Source organism: Streptococcus sp. KR, assembly GCF_002238115.1.
Taxonomy (GTDB): domain Bacteria; phylum Bacillota; class Bacilli; order Lactobacillales; family Streptococcaceae; genus Streptococcus.
Window position 1 is genome coordinate 37,925 of record NZ_NGVM01000003.1, and the last position, 16,688, is coordinate 54,612.

The 16,688-nt window shown below is 39.7% G+C and carries 15 protein-coding genes and 1 other annotated feature; all 15 genes read left to right on the plus strand.

Annotated features, from left to right (window positions below):
• Window positions 1–8 precede the first annotated feature (8 nt).
• The 15 genes from secG to CBI42_RS01785 all read left to right on the plus strand — a co-directional run bounded on the left by secG (window position 9) and on the right by CBI42_RS01785 (window position 16,663).
• Window positions 9–242, plus strand: coding sequence for a preprotein translocase subunit SecG (gene secG, locus CBI42_RS01710; protein WP_000282517.1), 234 nt, complete (start codon window positions 9–11; stop codon window positions 240–242).
• 100 nt (window positions 243–342) lie between these two features.
• Window positions 343–2,697 (plus strand): ribonuclease R, encoded by a 2,355-nt coding sequence (rnr, locus tag CBI42_RS01715; protein ID WP_049491806.1) that lies wholly within the window; start codon window positions 343–345, stop codon window positions 2,695–2,697.
• Window positions 2,660–3,127: an SsrA-binding protein SmpB gene (gene smpB, locus CBI42_RS01720; RefSeq protein WP_001051750.1), complete on the plus strand. Its 468-nt coding sequence runs from the start codon at window positions 2,660–2,662 to the stop codon at window positions 3,125–3,127. Before rnr ends, smpB begins: the two co-directional genes overlap by 38 nt.
• 14 nt (window positions 3,128–3,141) lie before the next feature.
• A complete protein-coding gene (tehB, locus tag CBI42_RS01725; protein WP_049491805.1) occupies window positions 3,142–4,002 on the plus strand; it encodes an SAM-dependent methyltransferase TehB in 861 nt (286 codons plus the stop codon).
• Between the two features lie 118 nt (window positions 4,003–4,120).
• Window positions 4,121–4,309: a type II toxin-antitoxin system HicA family toxin gene (locus CBI42_RS01730; protein WP_094753093.1), complete on the plus strand. Its 189-nt coding sequence runs from the start codon at window positions 4,121–4,123 to the stop codon at window positions 4,307–4,309.
• A 27-nt stretch (window positions 4,310–4,336) separates the two neighbouring features.
• Window positions 4,337–4,714, plus strand: a complete 378-nt coding sequence (locus tag CBI42_RS01735) for a type II toxin-antitoxin system HicB family antitoxin (RefSeq protein WP_033688727.1) — start codon at window positions 4,337–4,339, stop codon at window positions 4,712–4,714.
• Window positions 4,715–4,791: 77 nt separating this feature from the next.
• The gene (locus tag CBI42_RS01740; RefSeq protein WP_049491801.1) at window positions 4,792–5,745 is read left to right on the plus strand and encodes a competence protein CoiA; all 954 of its coding nucleotides are present in this window, start codon (window positions 4,792–4,794) and stop codon (window positions 5,743–5,745) included.
• Between the two features lie 18 nt (window positions 5,746–5,763).
• Window positions 5,764–7,566 carry an oligoendopeptidase F gene (pepF, locus tag CBI42_RS01745; protein WP_049491799.1) on the plus strand — a complete coding sequence of 601 codons (1,803 nt, stop codon included), beginning with the start codon at window positions 5,764–5,766 and terminating at the stop codon, window positions 7,564–7,566.
• A gap of 1 nt (window position 7,567) precedes the next feature.
• Window positions 7,568–8,281: an O-methyltransferase gene (locus tag CBI42_RS01750; RefSeq protein WP_094753129.1), complete on the plus strand. Its 714-nt coding sequence runs from the start codon at window positions 7,568–7,570 to the stop codon at window positions 8,279–8,281.
• 66 nt (window positions 8,282–8,347) lie between these two features.
• The gene (prsA, locus tag CBI42_RS01755; RefSeq protein WP_049491798.1) at window positions 8,348–9,286 is read left to right on the plus strand and encodes a peptidylprolyl isomerase PrsA; all 939 of its coding nucleotides are present in this window, start codon (window positions 8,348–8,350) and stop codon (window positions 9,284–9,286) included.
• A gap of 160 nt (window positions 9,287–9,446) precedes the next feature.
• Complete coding sequence (gene ftsW / locus CBI42_RS01760; protein WP_049510558.1) at window positions 9,447–10,670, plus strand: cell division peptidoglycan polymerase FtsW; 1,224 nt, start codon at window positions 9,447–9,449, stop codon at window positions 10,668–10,670.
• 24 nt (window positions 10,671–10,694) lie between these two features.
• Window positions 10,695–13,391, plus strand: coding sequence for a phosphoenolpyruvate carboxylase (gene ppc / locus CBI42_RS01765; RefSeq protein WP_049491794.1), 2,697 nt, complete (start codon window positions 10,695–10,697; stop codon window positions 13,389–13,391).
• Window positions 13,392–13,487: 96 nt separating this feature from the next.
• Window positions 13,488–13,705, plus strand: a binding site (T-box leader).
• Between the two features lie 265 nt (window positions 13,706–13,970).
• Window positions 13,971–14,966 (plus strand): tryptophan ABC transporter substrate-binding protein, encoded by a 996-nt coding sequence (gene trpX / locus CBI42_RS01775; protein WP_094753094.1) that lies wholly within the window; start codon window positions 13,971–13,973, stop codon window positions 14,964–14,966.
• 75 nt (window positions 14,967–15,041) lie between these two features.
• The gene (locus CBI42_RS01780) at window positions 15,042–15,908 is read left to right on the plus strand and encodes an ABC transporter permease (protein ID WP_094753130.1); all 867 of its coding nucleotides are present in this window, start codon (window positions 15,042–15,044) and stop codon (window positions 15,906–15,908) included.
• On the plus strand, window positions 15,905–16,663 hold the full coding sequence (locus CBI42_RS01785; protein WP_049552532.1) for an ABC transporter ATP-binding protein: 759 nt from the start codon (window positions 15,905–15,907) through the stop codon (window positions 16,661–16,663). Before CBI42_RS01780 ends, CBI42_RS01785 begins: the two co-directional genes overlap by 4 nt.
• Window positions 16,664–16,688: the final 25 nt, after the last annotated feature.

The following is a 16,688-nucleotide window of genomic DNA, read 5'->3' on the forward strand; positions in this document are numbered from 1 at the left end:
AGTTTGATATGTATAACCTATTATTAACCATTTTATTAGTATTATCTGTTGTGATTGTGATTGCGATTTTCATGCAACCAACCAAAAACCAATCCAGCAATGTATTTGATGCCAGCTCAGGTGATTTGTTTGAACGCAGTAAAGCACGCGGTTTTGAAGCTGTAATGCAGCGTTTGACAGGGATTTTAGTCTTTTTCTGGCTAGCCATTGCCTTAGCATTGACGGTATTATCAAGTAGATAAGAAAATAATGGGCAGGACTAGGTCTTTGCCTCTTTTTATTTTTAAAGGATGTTTAAGAAGGTTTTACAGTAAAAGAAAATTAAAAATCTAGAAAGAAAATATGAAAGATAGAATAAAAGAATATTTACAAGACAAGGGAAAGGTGACTGTCAATGACTTGGCTCAGGCTTTAGGAAAAGACGGATCCAAGGATTTTCGTGAGTTGATTAAAACCTTGTCCCTAATGGAAAGGAAGCACCAGATTCGCTTTGAAGAAGATGGAACTTTGACTTTGGAAGTCAAGAAAAAACACGAGATTACTCTCAAGGGGATTTTTCATGCCCATAAAAATGGCTTTGGCTTTGTTAGTCTGGAAGGCGAGGAGGACGACCTTTTTGTAGGAAAAAACGATGTCAACTATGCTATTGATGGTGATACCGTTGAGGTCGTCATCAAGAAAGTCGCTGACCGCAATAAAGGAACAGCAGCAGAAGCCAAAATTATTGATATCTTAGAACACAGTCTGACAACCGTTGTCGGTCAAATCGTTCTAGATCAAGAAAAACCTAAGTATGCGGGTTACATCCGTTCTAAAAATCAGAAAATCAGCCAACCGATTTATGTCAAGAAACCAGCTCTAAAACTAGAAGGAACAGAAGTTATCAAGGTCTTTATCGACAAATATCCAAGTAAGAAACATGATTTCTTTGTTGCGAGTGTACTAGATGTGGTTGGGCATTCAACGGATGTCGGAATTGATGTTCTTGAGGTTTTGGAGTCTATGGACATTGTATCTGAGTTTCCAGAAGCTGTTGTCAAGGAAGCAGAAAGTGTTCCTGATGCTCCGTCTCAAAAGGATATGGAAGGTCGTCTGGATCTAAGAGATGAGATTACCTTTACCATTGATGGTGCGGATGCCAAGGACTTGGACGATGCGGTGCATATCAAGACCTTGAAAAATGGAAATCTAGAGCTTGGTGTTCACATCGCAGATGTTTCCTACTATGTGACCGAGGGTTCTGCCCTTGACAAGGAAGCCCTTAACCGAGCGACTTCAGTCTATGTAACAGACCGAGTGGTTCCAATGCTTCCAGAACGACTGTCAAATGGCATCTGTTCCCTCAATCCTCAAGTTGACCGCCTGACCCAGTCTGCCATTATGGAAATTGATAAACATGGTCGTGTAGTCAACTACACCATTACACAAACAGTTATCAAGACCAGTTTTCGTATGACCTATAGCGATGTCAATGATATCCTATCAGGTGACGAGGAGAAGAGACAAGAATATCAGAAAATTGTTCCAAGTATCGAACTCATGGCCAAGCTTCATGAAACTTTAGAAAATATGCGTGTGAAACGTGGAGCCCTCAATTTTGATACCAATGAAGCGAAGATTTTAGTGGATAAACAGGGTAAGCCTGTTGATATCGTCCTTCGTCAGCGTGGCATTGCCGAGCGTATGATTGAGTCCTTCATGTTGATAGCCAACGAAACAGTTGCCGAGCATTTTAGCAAGCTGGATCTACCTTTCATTTATCGAATTCACGAGGAACCTAAGGCTGAAAAAGTTCAGAAGTTTATTGATTATGCTTCGAGCTTTGGCTTGCGCATTTATGGGACTGCCAGTGAGATTAGCCAAGAGACCCTCCAAGACATCATGCGTGCTGTTGAGGGAGAACCTTATGCAGATGTATTGTCCATGATGCTTCTCCGTTCCATGCAACAGGCCCGCTATTCGGAGCACAATCACGGCCATTATGGATTAGCGGCTGACTATTATACTCACTTTACTAGTCCGATTCGTCGTTATCCAGACCTTCTTGTTCACCGTATGATTCGGGATTACGGCCGTTCTAAAGAAATAGCCGAGCATTTTGAACAAGTGATTCCAGAGATTGCGACCCAGTCTTCCAACCGTGAGCGTCGTGCCATCGAGACTGAGCGTGAAGTCGAAGCCATGAAAAAGGCTGAGTACATGGAAGAATACGTGGGTGAAGAGTACGATGCGGTTGTATCAAGTATTGTCAAATTTGGTCTCTTTGTCGAATTGCCAAACACAGTTGAAGGCTTGATTCATATCACCAATCTACCCGAATTTTATCATTTCAATGAGCGTGATTTGACTCTTCGTGGAGAAAAATCAGGAACAACCTTCCGTGTAGGTCAGCAAATCCGTATCCGAGTTGAAAGAGCCGACAAGATGACGGGTGAAATTGACTTCTCTTACATCCCAAGTGAGTTTGATGTGATTGAAAAAGGCTTGAAACAGTCTAGTCGCAGTGACAAAGGGCGTGGTTCAAGTCGTCGTTCAGATAAGAAGGAAGATAAGAGAAAATCAGGACGCTCAAATGATAAGCGCAAGCATTCACAAAAAGACAAGAAGAAAAAAGGAAAGAAACCCTTTTACAAGGAAGTAGCTAAGAAAGGAGCCAAGCATGGCAAAGGGCGAGGGAAAGGTCGTCGCACAAAATAAAAAGGCGCGTCACGACTATACAATCGTAGATACGCTAGAGGCAGGGATGGTCCTGACTGGAACTGAAATCAAGAGTGTGCGAGCAGCTCGAATCAATCTCAAGGATGGCTTTGCCCAAGTAAAAAATGGGGAGGTCTGGTTGAGCAATGTTCATATCGCTCCTTACGAAGAGGGCAATATCTGGAACCAAGAACCAGAACGTCGTCGAAAACTCTTACTACATAAAAAGCAAATCCAAAAGTTGGAACAAGAGACTAAAGGAACAGGAATGACCCTGGTTCCCCTTAAAGTCTATATCAAAGATGGCTATGCCAAGCTTCTTTTAGGACTTGCCAAAGGGAAGCATGACTATGACAAACGGGAGTCTATCAAACGTCGTGAGCAGAATCGCGATATTGCGCGCGTGATGAAAGCTGTTAATCAGCGATAAAAAGAGGAATAAAGATGGAAAAACTAGTTGCCTATAAACGTATGCCTTTGTGGACGAAAGAAACCATGCCAGAGGCTGTTCAGCAGAAACACAATACCAAGGTTGGGACTTGGGGCAAGATTACTGTTTTAAAAGGGACTCTCAAGTTTATTGAATTGACAGAGGATGGGGATGTTCTAGCTGAACACCTATTTGAAGCAGGAGCTGACAATCCCATGGCACAACCACAAGCCTGGCACCGAGTGGAGGCTGTAACAGACGATGTAGAATGGTATTTAGAATTTTATTGTAAACCTGAGGATTATTTCCCTAAAAAATACAATACCAATCCGGTTCATTCAGAGGTCCTAGAGGCAATGCAGACAGTAAAACCAGGGAAAGCCTTGGATTTGGGCTGTGGTCAGGGCCGTAATTCCCTCTTTCTTGCACAGAATGGTTTTGATGTGACGGCTGTGGATCAAAATGAATTGGCCCTTGAAATCTTACAAAGCATTGTGGAGCAGGAAGACCTGGATATGCCTGTAGGTCTTTACGATATCAATTCAGCTAGTATTAGGCAAGCGTATGATTTCATCGTATCGACAGTTGTTTTGATGTTTTTGCAAGCAGACCGCATTCCTGCAATTATCAAAAATATGCAGGAGCATACCACGGTCGGTGGTTATAATCTTATCGTTTGTGCCATGGATACGGAAGATTACCCTTGCTCTGTGAACTTCCCATTTACCTTTAAAGAAGGGGAATTGGCAGACTACTACAAGGACTGGGAATTGATTAAGTACAATGAAAATCCAGGCCATTTGCACCGTCGCGATGAGAATGGCAATCGTATTCAACTACGCTTTGCGACCATGCTAGCTAAGAAAATCAAATAAACATGAATGAAGATTAGGAAATTTCCTGATCTTTTTTCTTTTCTACGAATAGATAAGATAGAAGAATTGACAAAAATACGCATTATAAGTATAATTTTGGATAGAAAGGTGACGATAAATGCCAATCACAGGTAAGGAAATGGTAAAATTAGCTCTTGGAAATGGATGGATTGAAGTTCGTAAGAGAGGAAGTCATCATCATTTTAAGAAAGAAGGGGTTCCCTATCTTGTCACTATTCCAGTTCACGGTAATGAGGATCTAGGAAAAGGTTTAGAGAGAAAAATATTAAAAGATTTGGGATTATAGTTGATTTGGAAATTGTGGAGGTGTATTATGCTAAAATCTTATCCTGCTATTTTTCATAGAGAAGGCACTGGATACTGGGTTGAATTTCCTGAATTTGGAGGCGGGACTGAAGGAGCAACGATTGAACTTGCAATGAAAAATGCTCGGGAAATGCTTGAGAGTGTTTTAGCTTCTTATATTGATGAAGGACTGGCTTTGCCTACTCCTAGTGACATTGCTGAGTTGAAAGCTCCTGATGGATTTGTGACTTTGATTCAGGTCAATCCCTTGCCTTTCGTAAAGAATAATAAAGCGATTCGAAAAAATGTTACGGTTCCAGAGTGGCTAGTCAGACTTGCAGATCGTGAGAAAGTGAACTATTCTGAAGTGTTGACACAAGCTCTTGAAAGCCGCTTGCAACTCTAAAATTATAGAGTGATGTAGATTAGGAAATTTCCTGATCTTTTTCTTTTTTTACGAATAATATAGAAAAGGAGGGAATCATGTTTGTTGCGAGAGATGCTAGGGGAGAATTGGTAAATGTGTTAGAGGATAAACTTGAGAAGCAAGCATACACCTGCCCAGCTTGTGGAGGTCAGCTCCGTTTGCGTCAAGGACCAAGTGTCCGGACCCATTTTGCCCACAAAACCTTAAAAGACTGTGATTTTTCCTCTGAAAATGAAAGTCCAGAACACCTGGCAAATAAAGAATCACTTTATCACTGGTTGAAAAAAGATACAGAAGTGCAATTAGAATACCCTCTTCCAGAGCTTAAACAGATTGCGGATGTATTTGTAAATGGCAATCTAGCTTTAGAAGTTCAGTGTAGTCCCTTGCCACAGAAACTTCTTAAAGAGCGTAGCGAGGGCTATCGTAGTCAGGGTTACCAAGTACTGTGGTTACTGGGAGAAAAACTTTGGCTCAAGGAGCGTTTGACTCGTCTGCAACAAGGTTTTCTCTATTTTAGTCAAAACGTGGGCTTTTATGTTTGGGAATTAGACAGTGAAAAACAAGTTTTAAGACTCAAATACCTGATTCACCAAGATCTCCGCGGTAAACTCCATTATCAAATCAAGGAATTTCTCTATGGTCAAGCTAGTTTATTGGAAATATTGCGTTTCCCTTATAAGAAACAAAAAATATCTCATTTTACAGTTTCTGAGGATAAGGACATCTGTCGCTATATTCAGCAACAACTGTACTATCAAAATCCCTTTTGGATGAAAGAACAAGCAGAAGCCTATCAAAAGGGGGAAAATCTCCTGACTTATGGGCTAAAAGAATGGTATCCACAAATAAGACCACTAGTAGGTAATTTTTGCCAAATTGAGAAAGATTTGACTCGCTATTATCAGTATTTTCAAATCTATTACCAAGAAAATCCTCAAAATGATTGGCAAAAGCTTTATCCACCAGCCTTTTATCAGCAATATTTCTTGAAAAATATGGTAGAATAGAAAAGATGGAGGAATCTAATGGTATTACAAAGAAATGAAATAAATGAAAAAGATACATGGGATCTATCAACGATTTACCCAACTGACCAGGCTTGGGAAGAAGCCTTAAAAGATTTAACAGAACAATTGGAGAAAGTAGCCCAGTATGAAGGACATCTCCTGGATAGTGCGGATAGCCTACTAGAAATTACTGAATTTTCTCTTGAGATGGAACGCCAAATGGAGAAGCTTTACGTTTATGCTCATATGAAAAATGACCAGGACACACGTGAAGCCAAGTACCAAGAGTACTATGCCAAGGCGATGACTCTCTATAGCAAGCTAGACCAAGCCTTTTCATTCTATGAACCTGAATTTATGGAAATCAGTGAAAAGCAGTATGCTGACTTTTTAGAAGCTCAACCAAAATTGCAGGTTTATCAACACTATTTTGACAAGCTTTTGCAAGGCAAGGAACACGTTCTTTCACAACGTGAAGAAGAATTATTAGCTGGAGCTGGGGAAATCTTTGGTTCGGCAAGTGAAACCTTCGCTATCTTGGACAATGCGGATATTGTGTTCCCTTATGTTCTTGACGATGATAGTAAGGAAGTTCAACTCTCTCATGGGACTTACACACGTTTGATGGAGTCTAAAAATCGTGAGGTGCGTCGTGGTGCCTATCAAGCCCTTTATGCAACTTATGAGCAATTCCAACACACCTATGCTAAAACTTTACAAACCAATGTTAAAGTACAAAACTACCGAGCCAAAGTTCGCAACTACAAGAGTGCTCGTCATGCAGCCCTCGCAGCAAATTTTGTTCCAGAAAGTGTTTATGACAATTTGGTAGCAGCAGTTCGCAAGCATTTGCCACTCTTGCATCGTTACCTTGAACTTCGTTCAAAGATTTTGGGAATTTCAGACCTTAAGATGTACGATGTCTACACACCGCTTTCATCTGTTGAATATAGTTTTACTTACGAGGAAGCTTTGAAAAAGGCCGAAGAAGCCTTGGCAGTCTTGGGTGAGGATTACTTGAGTCGTGTTAAACGTGCCTTCAGCGATCGTTGGATTGATGTTTACGAAAACCAAGGCAAGCGTTCAGGTGCCTACTCAGGTGGTTCTTATGATACCAATGCCTTTATGCTTCTTAACTGGCAGGACAATCTAGACAATCTCTTTACTCTTGTTCATGAAACAGGTCATAGTATGCACTCAAGCTATACTCGTGAAACTCAACCTTATGTTTACGGAGATTATTCTATCTTCTTGGCAGAGATTGCATCAACGACCAATGAAAATATCTTGACGGAGAAATTATTGGAAGAAGTGGAAGATGATGCAACGCGCTTTGCTATTCTCAATAACTTCCTAGATGGTTTCCGTGGAACAGTTTTCCGCCAAACTCAATTTGCTGAGTTTGAACACGCCATTCACCAAGCGGATCAAAATGGTGAAGTCTTGACAAGTGATTTCTTAAATAAACTCTACGCAGACTTGAACCAAGAGTATTATGGTTTGAGTAAGGAAGACAATCCTGAAATCCAATACGAGTGGGCACGCATTCCACACTTCTACTATAACTACTATGTATACCAATATTCAACAGGTTTTGCAGCAGCCTCAGCCTTGGCTGAAAAGATTGTGCATGGTAGTCAAGAAGACCGTGACCGCTATATCGACTACCTCAAGGCAGGTAAGTCTGACTATCCACTTAATGTCATGAGAAAAGCTGGTGTTGATATGGAGAAGGAAGACTATCTCAACGATGCTTTTGCAGTCTTCGAACGTCGCTTAAATGAGTTTGAAGCCCTTGTTGAAAAATTGGGATTGGCATAAGATGGTTGAATCGTATAGTAAAAATGCCAACCATAACATGCGTCGTCCTGTTGTCAAAGAAGAAATTGTGGACTTGATGCGTCAGCGCCAAAAGCAAGTCACAGGATCTTTGAAAGAATTGGAAGACTTTGCTCGCAAGGAAAATATTCCCATTATTCCTCATGAAACGGTTGCTTATTTCCGTTTTCTCATGGAAACCATGCGGCCTAAAAATATTCTGGAAATTGGGACGGCTATCGGTTTTTCAGCCCTCTTGATGGCTGAACATGCGCCAAATGCTAAGATTACAACCATTGACCGCAATCCAGAAATGATTGGATTTGCCAAGGAAAATTTCACCCAGTTTGACAGTCGCAAGCAAATTACGCTCCTAGAAGGAGATGCGGTAGATGTCTTATCTACCTTGACAGAGTCCTATGATTTCGTCTTTATGGATTCAGCCAAGTCTAAATACATCGTCTTTCTGCCAGAAATCCTCAAACATTTGGAAGTCGGTGGTGTGGTTGTCTTGGATGATATTTTTCAAGGTGGTGATGTTGCCAAGGACATTATGGAGGTTCGTCGTGGCCAGCGAACTATTTATCGAGGCCTTCAAAAATTATTTGATGCAACTTTAGACAATCCAGGACTCACTGCAACATTAGTACCTTTAGGGGACGGCATTCTCATGCTTCGTAAAAATGTAGCAGATATTCAATTACTTGACAGCGAATAATTTTCAGAAAAATTTAAGAAAATATAGTAAAATAGATAGGGTAACACTTATCTCAAAGGAGTAGACATGAAGAAAAAACTATTGGCAGGTGCCATTACACTATTATCAGTAGCAACTTTAGCAGCTTGTTCGAAAGGTTCAGAAGGGGCAGACCTTATCAGCATGAAAGGGGATGTCATCACAGAACATCAATTTTATGAGCAAGTGAAAATCAATCCTTCAGCCCAACAAGTCTTGTTGAACATGACCATCCAAAAAGTATTTGAGAAGCAATATGGCTCGGAGGTAGATGACAAAGAAATCGATGAAATCATTTCTGGAGAAGAAAAACAATATGGTGAGAATTACCAACGTGTCTTATCACAATCAGGTATGACTCTTGAAACACGTAAAGCACAAATTCGTACAAGTAAATTAGTTGAATTTGCAGTTAAAAAGGCTGCAGAAGCTGAATTAACTGATGAAGCCTATAAGAAAGCATTTGAGAACTATACTCCGGACGTAACTGCTCAAATTATTCGTTTTGATAATGAAGATAAGGCTAAAGAAATTCTTGAAAAAGCTAAGGCTAGTGATGCAGACTTTGCTCAATTAGCTAAAGATAACTCAACTGATGAGAAAACCAAAGCGAATGGTGGTGAAATCACTTTTGATTCAGCTTCAACAGAAGTACCAGATCAAGTTAAGAAAGCAGCTTTTGCCTTGGATGTTAATGGCATTTCTGATGTCATTACAGCTACTGGTACTCAAGCATACAGCAGTCAATATTACATTGTAAAACTCATTAAGAAAACAGAAAAGTCATCTAATATCGATGACTACAAAGAAAAATTGAAAACTGTTATCTTGACTCAAAAACAAAATGATGCATCATTTGTTCAAAGTATTGTCGGAAAAGAATTGCAGGCTGCCAACATCAAGGTTAAAGACCAAGCATTCCAAAATATCTTTACCCAATATATCGGTGGTGGAGATTCAAGCTCAAGCAGTTCTTCAAAAGAATAAAACAGAAAAGAGCCAAGCGCTCTTTTTCTTATGAGAAAATCTATTATCTTAAGGGTAAGAGTTTTTTTCTTTCGGAAAAAATGGTATAATAGCAATCAAAACTAGAAAATAAACGGAATTTGGGAATAATTTCTTTTGTTCTCATTAGATTGGTGATACTATGAAGATTAGTAAGAGGCACCTGTTAAACTATTCTATTCTAGTTCCTTACTTACTTTTATCTATTTTGGGCTTGATTGTAGTTTATTCTACAACCAGTGCCATTCTTATCGAAGAAGGTAAAAGTGCCCTCCAATTGGTTCGAAGTCAGGGAATGTTTTGGATACTTAGTTTAATATTGATTGCCTTGATATATAAGCTGAAACTGAATTTTTTAAGAAAAGAACGACTGCTATTTATTATTATGTTTGTTGAGCTGATTCTTTTGGCTCTGGCTCGCTTAATTGGTACGCCAGTCAATGGAGCCTATGGTTGGATTTCAGTAGGACCTTTGACCATTCAGCCAGCTGAGTATTTGAAGATTATCATCGTCTGGTACTTGGCCCAACGTTTCTCAAAACAACAGGATGAAATTGGGATTTACGATTTTCAAGTTTTAACTCAAAATCAATGGATTCCTCGTGCTTTTAATGATTGGCGCTTCGTCCTACTAGTCATGATAGGAAGTTTAGCTATTTTCCCAGATTTGGGGAATGCGACCATCCTAGCTCTGGTCGCCTTGATTATGTATACAGTTAGTGGAATTGCTCATCGTTGGTTTATAGCCTTTATCGGTGTATTATTTGGAGTTTCAGCCCTGTCCTTATCAGCTATTTCTATGATCGGGGTTGATAAGTTTTCAAAAGTTCCAGTATTTGGTTACGTTGCTAAGCGTTTCAGTGCCTACTTTAATCCCTTTGCCGATTTGGCAGGGTCAGGTCACCAACTTGCAAATTCCTACTTTGCCATGGTAAATGGTGGGTGGTTTGGTCTAGGCTTAGGAAATTCAATCGAAAAACGTGGTTATTTACCAGAGGCCCATACAGACTTTGTATTTTCAATTGTTATTGAAGAGTTTGGATTTGTGGGAGCCAGCTTGATTTTAGCACTTGTCTTTTTCCTGATTTTACGAATTATCCTAGTCGGTATTCGTGCTAAGAATCCCTTTAATTCCATGATGGCGATTGGGGTTGGGGGGATGATGCTGGTACAGGTATTTGTCAATATCGGTGGAATTTCTGGCATTATTCCTTCGACAGGAGTAACCTTCCCCTTCTTATCACAAGGAGGGAACAGTCTCCTAGTCTTGTCTGTAGCCATTGCTTTTGTCTTAAATATTGATGCAAGTGAAAAACGTGCCCAATTATATGAGGAGTTAGAAACTCACTCATCAAACTATATGTAGAGTTGATAGTGGAAAGGATTACCTATGTCTCTTCAAAAATTAGAAAACTATAGTAATAAAGCTGTCGTGCAAGAAGAAGTATTGATTTTAACAGAATTGTTAGAAGATATCACTAAAAATATGCTTGCCCCAGAGACTTTTGAAAAAATCATGCAGTTGAAGGAATTGTCAACTCAAGAAGATTATCAGGGCTTGAACCAATTGGTTACTAGTCTGACAAATGATGAAATGGCTTATATTTCACGCTATTTCTCTATCTTGCCTCTTTTGATTAATATTTCAGAAGACGTGGATTTAGCCTATGAAATCAACCATCAAAATAACATCGATCAAGATTATCTTGGGAAATTATCAGCAACGATCAAAATGGTTGCAGAAAAAGAAAATGCGGTTGAAATTCTAGAACATTTGAATGTTGTCCCTGTTTTGACTGCCCATCCAACACAAGTACAACGTAAGAGTATGTTGGATTTGACAAACCATATCCATACCCTTTTGCGTAAGTACCGTGATGTGAAATTAGGCTTGATTAATAAGGAAAAATGGCATAATGATCTCCGTCGTTACATTGAGATTATCATGCAAACAGACATGATTCGTGAAAAGAAATTGAAAGTAACCAATGAAATCACGAATGTTATGGAATACTACAATAGTTCATTCCTGAAGGCAGTTCCTCATTTGACTGCTGAGTACAAACGTCTGGCTAAAAAACATGGCTTGGAGTTGAAACATCCAAAACCAATTACCATGGGTATGTGGATTGGTGGAGACCGTGATGGGAATCCTTTTGTTACAGCAGACACCTTGAAACAATCTGCTATGACTCAGTGTGAAGTCATCATGAACTACTATGATGAAAAAATTTACCAACTTTATCGTGAGTTCTCTCTCTCAACCAGTATTGTCAATGTGAGCAAGCAAGTCAGAGAAATGGCTCGTCAGTCTAAGGATAATTCTATTTATCGTGAAAAAGAGCTATACCGTCGTGCCTTGTTTGATATTCAATCAAAAATCCAAGCGACAAAAGCTTATTTGATTGAGGATAAGGAAGTTGGAGCTCGCTATGAAACAGCTAATGATTTTTATAAGGATTTAATTACCATTCGTGATTCCCTCTTGGAAAACAAGGGTGAAGCACTGATTTCTGGTGATTTTGTTGAGCTGATTCAGGCAGTTGAAATTTTTGGCTTTTATTTGGCATCTATTGACATGCGTCAAGATTCTAGTGTTCATGAAGCTTGTGTGGCCGAACTCTTGAAATCAGCAGGTATTCATTCTCATTATAGCGAACTCAGTGAAGAAGAAAAATGCCAGCTTCTTTTGAAAGAATTGGAAGAAGATCCACGTATTCTTTCTGCCACTCACGTTGAAAAATCAGAGTTACTTGAAAAAGAATTAGCAATCTTTAAGGCTGCTCGTAAGTTGAAAGATAAGTTGGGAGATGATGTCATTCGTCAGACTATCATTTCACATGCAACCAGCGTATCAGACATGTTGGAATTGGCTATCTTGCTAAAAGAAGTAGGGTTAGTTGATAAAGAAAGAGCCCGGGTCCAAATTGTTCCTCTCTTTGAAACAATTGAGGATTTGGACCACTCAGAAGAAACCATGAGAGAATATCTTTCTCTTCCTCTGGCCAAGAAATGGATTGCTTCACGCAATAACTATCAAGAAATCATGTTGGGCTACTCTGACAGTAATAAAGATGGTGGTTACCTATCATCATGTTGGACCCTCTACAAGGCTCAACAACAATTGACTGCTATCGGAGATGAATTTGGCGTTAAGGTTACCTTCTTCCATGGTCGCGGTGGTACTGTCGGTCGTGGTGGTGGACCAACCTATGAAGCCATCACATCTCAACCGCTTAAGTCTATCAAAGATCGTATCCGCTTGACGGAGCAGGGTGAAGTAATTGGGAATAAATACGGTAATAAAGACGCAGCTTACTATAACCTTGAAATGTTAGTATCTGCAGCCATTAACCGTATGATTACTCAGAAGAAGAGTGATACCAATACCTCAAATCGTTATGAAGCTATTATGGACCAAGTAGTGGACCGTAGTTACGATATCTACCGTGATTTGGTCTTTGGTAATGATCATTTTTATGATTATTTCTTCGAGTCAAGTCCAATCAAGGCTATTTCAAGCTTTAACATTGGTTCACGTCCAGCCGCTCGTAAGACTATTACTGAAATCGGTGGTTTGCGAGCTATCCCTTGGGTATTCTCATGGTCGCAAAGTCGTGTCATGTTCCCTGGCTGGTATGGGGTTGGTTCAAGCTTCAAGGAATTTATCGATAAAAATCCAGAGAATATCGCTATCTTACGAGATATGTATCAAAACTGGCCTTTCTTCCAATCGCTTCTTTCAAATGTCGACATGGTCTTGTCAAAATCAAATATGAATATTGCTTTTGAATATGCCAAACTGTGTGAGGATGAAGAAGTCAAAGCAATCTATGAGACTATTCTAAATGAATGGCAAGTTACCAAGGAAGTCATCTTGGCTATCGAAGGATATGATGAACTCTTGGCTGAAAATCCATATCTAAAAGCAAGTTTGGATTACCGTATGCCTTACTTTAATATCCTCAACTATATCCAGTTGGAGTTGATTAAACGTCAACGTCGAGGAGAATTATCAAGCGATCAAGAAAAATTAATCCATACAACTATCAATGGAATTGCGACAGGATTGCGTAATTCAGGCTGATACCTATCAAACTTTCTCTTTTCTATAGGGGAAGTTTTTGAATCTTTCAAAAAAATGCTAAAAGAGTCTTGACAAGTAGTTGAAAAATGATATAATTTAACCATTCAGAAAAGTAATCATATAAACTTTTTAGAGAGTCTGTGGTAGCTGAAAACAGATAAGTGATGATGATGAAAATTGGGCTGAATGTTATTTAGAATTTGAAATCATAAAAATTCGGTGAGCACACCTTACAGTGCATCTCGTTATTGCGAGACAGAGCGATAGGGAAATTCCCTATAATTGAGGTGGTACCGCGCATCGACGTCCTCACACAAGTTTTTTTGTGTGAGGACTTTTTTGATGGAGGTTAGTATGGAAAGAAAACGATGGCGTCACTTGTTTATACTCAATGAAAATCAAAAAGCAAACTAGGAAGCTAGTCGCAAGCTGCTCAAAACACTGTTTTGAGGTTGTGGATAGAACTGATAGAGTCAGTACCATATACCTACGGTAAGGCGACGCTGACGTGGTTTGAAGAGATTTTCGAAGAGTATTATATAAGTGAAGTATTTTAAAAGAATGAAAAGGAGAAATAGAATGAAAAATAAACGTTTAATTGGAATTATCGCTGCATTAGCAGTTTTAGTAGCAGGAAGTTTGATTTACTCTTCAATGAATAAACCAGAAGCTAAAAATGAAAAGAAAGTTGCCAAAGTTGGTGTCCTTCAGTTTGTAAGCCATCCATCTCTTGACTTGATTTATAAGGGAATCCAAGATGGACTTGCAGAAGAAGGTTATAAAGATGATCAACTTAAAATCGATTTTATGAACTCAGAAGGTGACCAAAGTAAGGTTGCGACAATGAGTAAACAATTGGTTGCAAATGGGAATGACCTAGTAGTAGGGATTGCAACACCAGCTGCTCAAGGCTTGGCTAGTGCCACAAAAGACCTACCGGTTATCATGGCTGCTATTACAGACCCAATCGGTGCGAACTTGGTTAAAGATTTGAAAAAACCAGGTGGCAACATCACAGGGGTATCTGACCACAATCCAGCTCAACAACAAGTTGAACTCATCAAGGCTTTGACACCAAGTGTGAAAACAATCGGAGCTCTTTACTCAAGCAGCGAAGACAATTCAAAAACTCAGGTAGAAGAATTTAAGGCTTATGCTGAAAAAGCAGGTTTGACAGTAGAAACATTTGCAGTTCCTTCAACAAATGAAATTGCTTCAACAGTTAACGTTATGACTAGCAAGGTTGATGCTATCTGGGTTCCAATCGATAACACTATTGCTTCAGCCTTCTCAACTGTTGTATCAAGCAACCAATCAGCTAAAAAACCAATCTACCCAAGCGCAACTGCCATGGTAGAAGCAGGTGGTTTGGCATCCGTTGTAGTTGATCAACATGATCTCGGTGTGGCAACAGGTAAAATGATTGCACAAGTTTTGAAAGGTGCAAAACCAGCTGATACTCCAGTCAATGTATTTTCAACTGGTAAGTCAGTAATTAACAAAAAATTGGCACAAGAATTAGGTGTTACGATTCCTGAATCTGTTCTAAAAGAAGCAGGACAAGTGATTGAATAATCTAGAATGGAGGAGTTGGGGACATCTCCTCCAATTTTTTACAATAGAAATCATATAGAAAAGGTTAAGAAACAGATGATATTATCTATTATTTCTCAAGGATTTGTCTGGGCTATTCTAGGTCTGGGAATCTTTATGACATTTAGGATTTTGAACTTTCCAGATATGACGGCAGAAGGTTCCTTCCCTCTTGGGGGAGCTGTTGCTGTCACTTTGATAACAAGGGGCGTGAATCCCTTTTTAGCGACACTTGTTGCTGTTGGGGCAGGTTGTTTGGCTGGTATGGCAGCAGGACTTCTTTATACAAAAGGGAAGATCCCAACTTTGCTCTCAGGGATTTTGGTGATGACTTCCTGTCACTCTATCATGCTCTTGATTATGGGACGTGCGAATTTAGGCCTGCTTGGAACCAAGCAAATACAGGATGTTTTGCCTTTTGATTCAGATTTGAATCAACTCTTGACAGGTCTCATCTTTGTAAGTCTTGTCATTGCTCTCATGCTCTTTTTCTTGGACACTAAACTCGGACAAGCCTATATTGCTACAGGTGATAATCCTGATATGGCTAGAAGTTTCGGGATTCATACTGGACGCATGGAGCTCATGGGATTGGTCTTATCAAATGGTGTGATTGCCCTTGCAGGGGCTCTCATTGCCCAGCAAGAAGGGTATGCTGATGTATCTCGAGGAATCGGGGTTATCGTTGTAGGTCTTGCAAGTTTGATTATTGGAGAAGTTATCTTCAAGAGTTTGAGCTTGGCAGAGCGTCTGGTTGCCATCGTTGTAGGTTCTATCGCTTATCAATTCTTAGTGTGGGCGGTTATCGCTCTTGGTTTTAATACAAGTTACCTTCGTTTATACAGTGCCTTGATCTTAGCAGTCTGCCTCATGATTCCAACATTTAAGCAAACAATCTTGAAAGGAGCCAAGTTAAGCAAATGACAGCAATTGTAGAATTAAAAAATGCAACCAAAGTTGTTAAAAATGGCTTTGATGAAGAAAAGATTATTTTAAATGATGTTTCCTTAGAAATTTTTGAACAGGACTTTATCACGATTTTAGGTGGAAATGGTGCTGGGAAATCGACCCTCTTTAACACTATTGCAGGAACCTTATCCTTAACCAGTGGAACCATCCGTATTTTAGGTGAAGATGTAACCAAGTTTTCACCAGAGAAGCGGGCTAAGTATCTGTCTCGAGTCTTCCAAGATCCCAAGATGGGGACAGCTCCTCGTATGACAGTGGCAGAGAATCTCTTGATTGCCAAATTTCGTGGTGAAAAGCGTGGACTATTTCCACGACGCTTGACTAGCTATAAGGATGAGTTTCAGGCAACTATTGAAAAAGTGGGAAACGGTCTTGAGAAACACTTGAATACACCGATTGAGTTCTTATCAGGTGGACAAAGACAGGCTTTGAGTCTCTTGATGGCAACCTTGAAGCGTCCTGAATTACTCTTGTTAGACGAGCATACTGCAGCCCTTGATCCAAAGACCAGTGTGGCCTTGATGGAATTGACGGATGAGTTTGTCAAGAAAGATCAGCTGACAGCGCTTATGATTACCCACCATATGGAAGATGCTCTCAAATATGGCAATCGCTTGATTGTCATGAAAGAAGGACGAATTATCCAAGATTTGAACCAAGAAGATAAAGCAAAAATGAAAATCTCTGATTATTATCAACTCTTTGAATAAAGTAGGGAAAATGAGTGAAATGGTT

Coding starts and splice junctions, on each gene's coding strand:
- pepF (WP_049491799.1), top strand. CDS start 5,764: ATGGTATTACAAAGAAATGAAATAAATGAAAAAGATACATGGGATCTA.
- ftsW (WP_049510558.1), top strand. CDS start 9,447: ATGAAGATTAGTAAGAGGCACCTGTTAAACTATTCTATTCTAGTTCCT.
- secG (WP_000282517.1), top strand. CDS start 9: ATGTATAACCTATTATTAACCATTTTATTAGTATTATCTGTTGTGATT.
- smpB (WP_001051750.1), top strand. CDS start 2,660: ATGGCAAAGGGCGAGGGAAAGGTCGTCGCACAAAATAAAAAGGCGCGT.
- prsA (WP_049491798.1), top strand. CDS start 8,348: ATGAAGAAAAAACTATTGGCAGGTGCCATTACACTATTATCAGTAGCA.
- CBI42_RS01735 (WP_033688727.1), top strand. CDS start 4,337: ATGCTAAAATCTTATCCTGCTATTTTTCATAGAGAAGGCACTGGATAC.
- rnr (WP_049491806.1), top strand. CDS start 343: ATGAAAGATAGAATAAAAGAATATTTACAAGACAAGGGAAAGGTGACT.
- CBI42_RS01780 (WP_094753130.1), top strand. CDS start 15,042: ATGATATTATCTATTATTTCTCAAGGATTTGTCTGGGCTATTCTAGGT.
- CBI42_RS01750 (WP_094753129.1), top strand. CDS start 7,568: ATGGTTGAATCGTATAGTAAAAATGCCAACCATAACATGCGTCGTCCT.
- CBI42_RS01740 (WP_049491801.1), top strand. CDS start 4,792: ATGTTTGTTGCGAGAGATGCTAGGGGAGAATTGGTAAATGTGTTAGAG.
- trpX (WP_094753094.1), top strand. CDS start 13,971: ATGAAAAATAAACGTTTAATTGGAATTATCGCTGCATTAGCAGTTTTA.
- CBI42_RS01730 (WP_094753093.1), top strand. CDS start 4,121: ATGCCAATCACAGGTAAGGAAATGGTAAAATTAGCTCTTGGAAATGGA.
- CBI42_RS01785 (WP_049552532.1), top strand. CDS start 15,905: ATGACAGCAATTGTAGAATTAAAAAATGCAACCAAAGTTGTTAAAAAT.
- tehB (WP_049491805.1), top strand. CDS start 3,142: ATGGAAAAACTAGTTGCCTATAAACGTATGCCTTTGTGGACGAAAGAA.
- ppc (WP_049491794.1), top strand. CDS start 10,695: ATGTCTCTTCAAAAATTAGAAAACTATAGTAATAAAGCTGTCGTGCAA.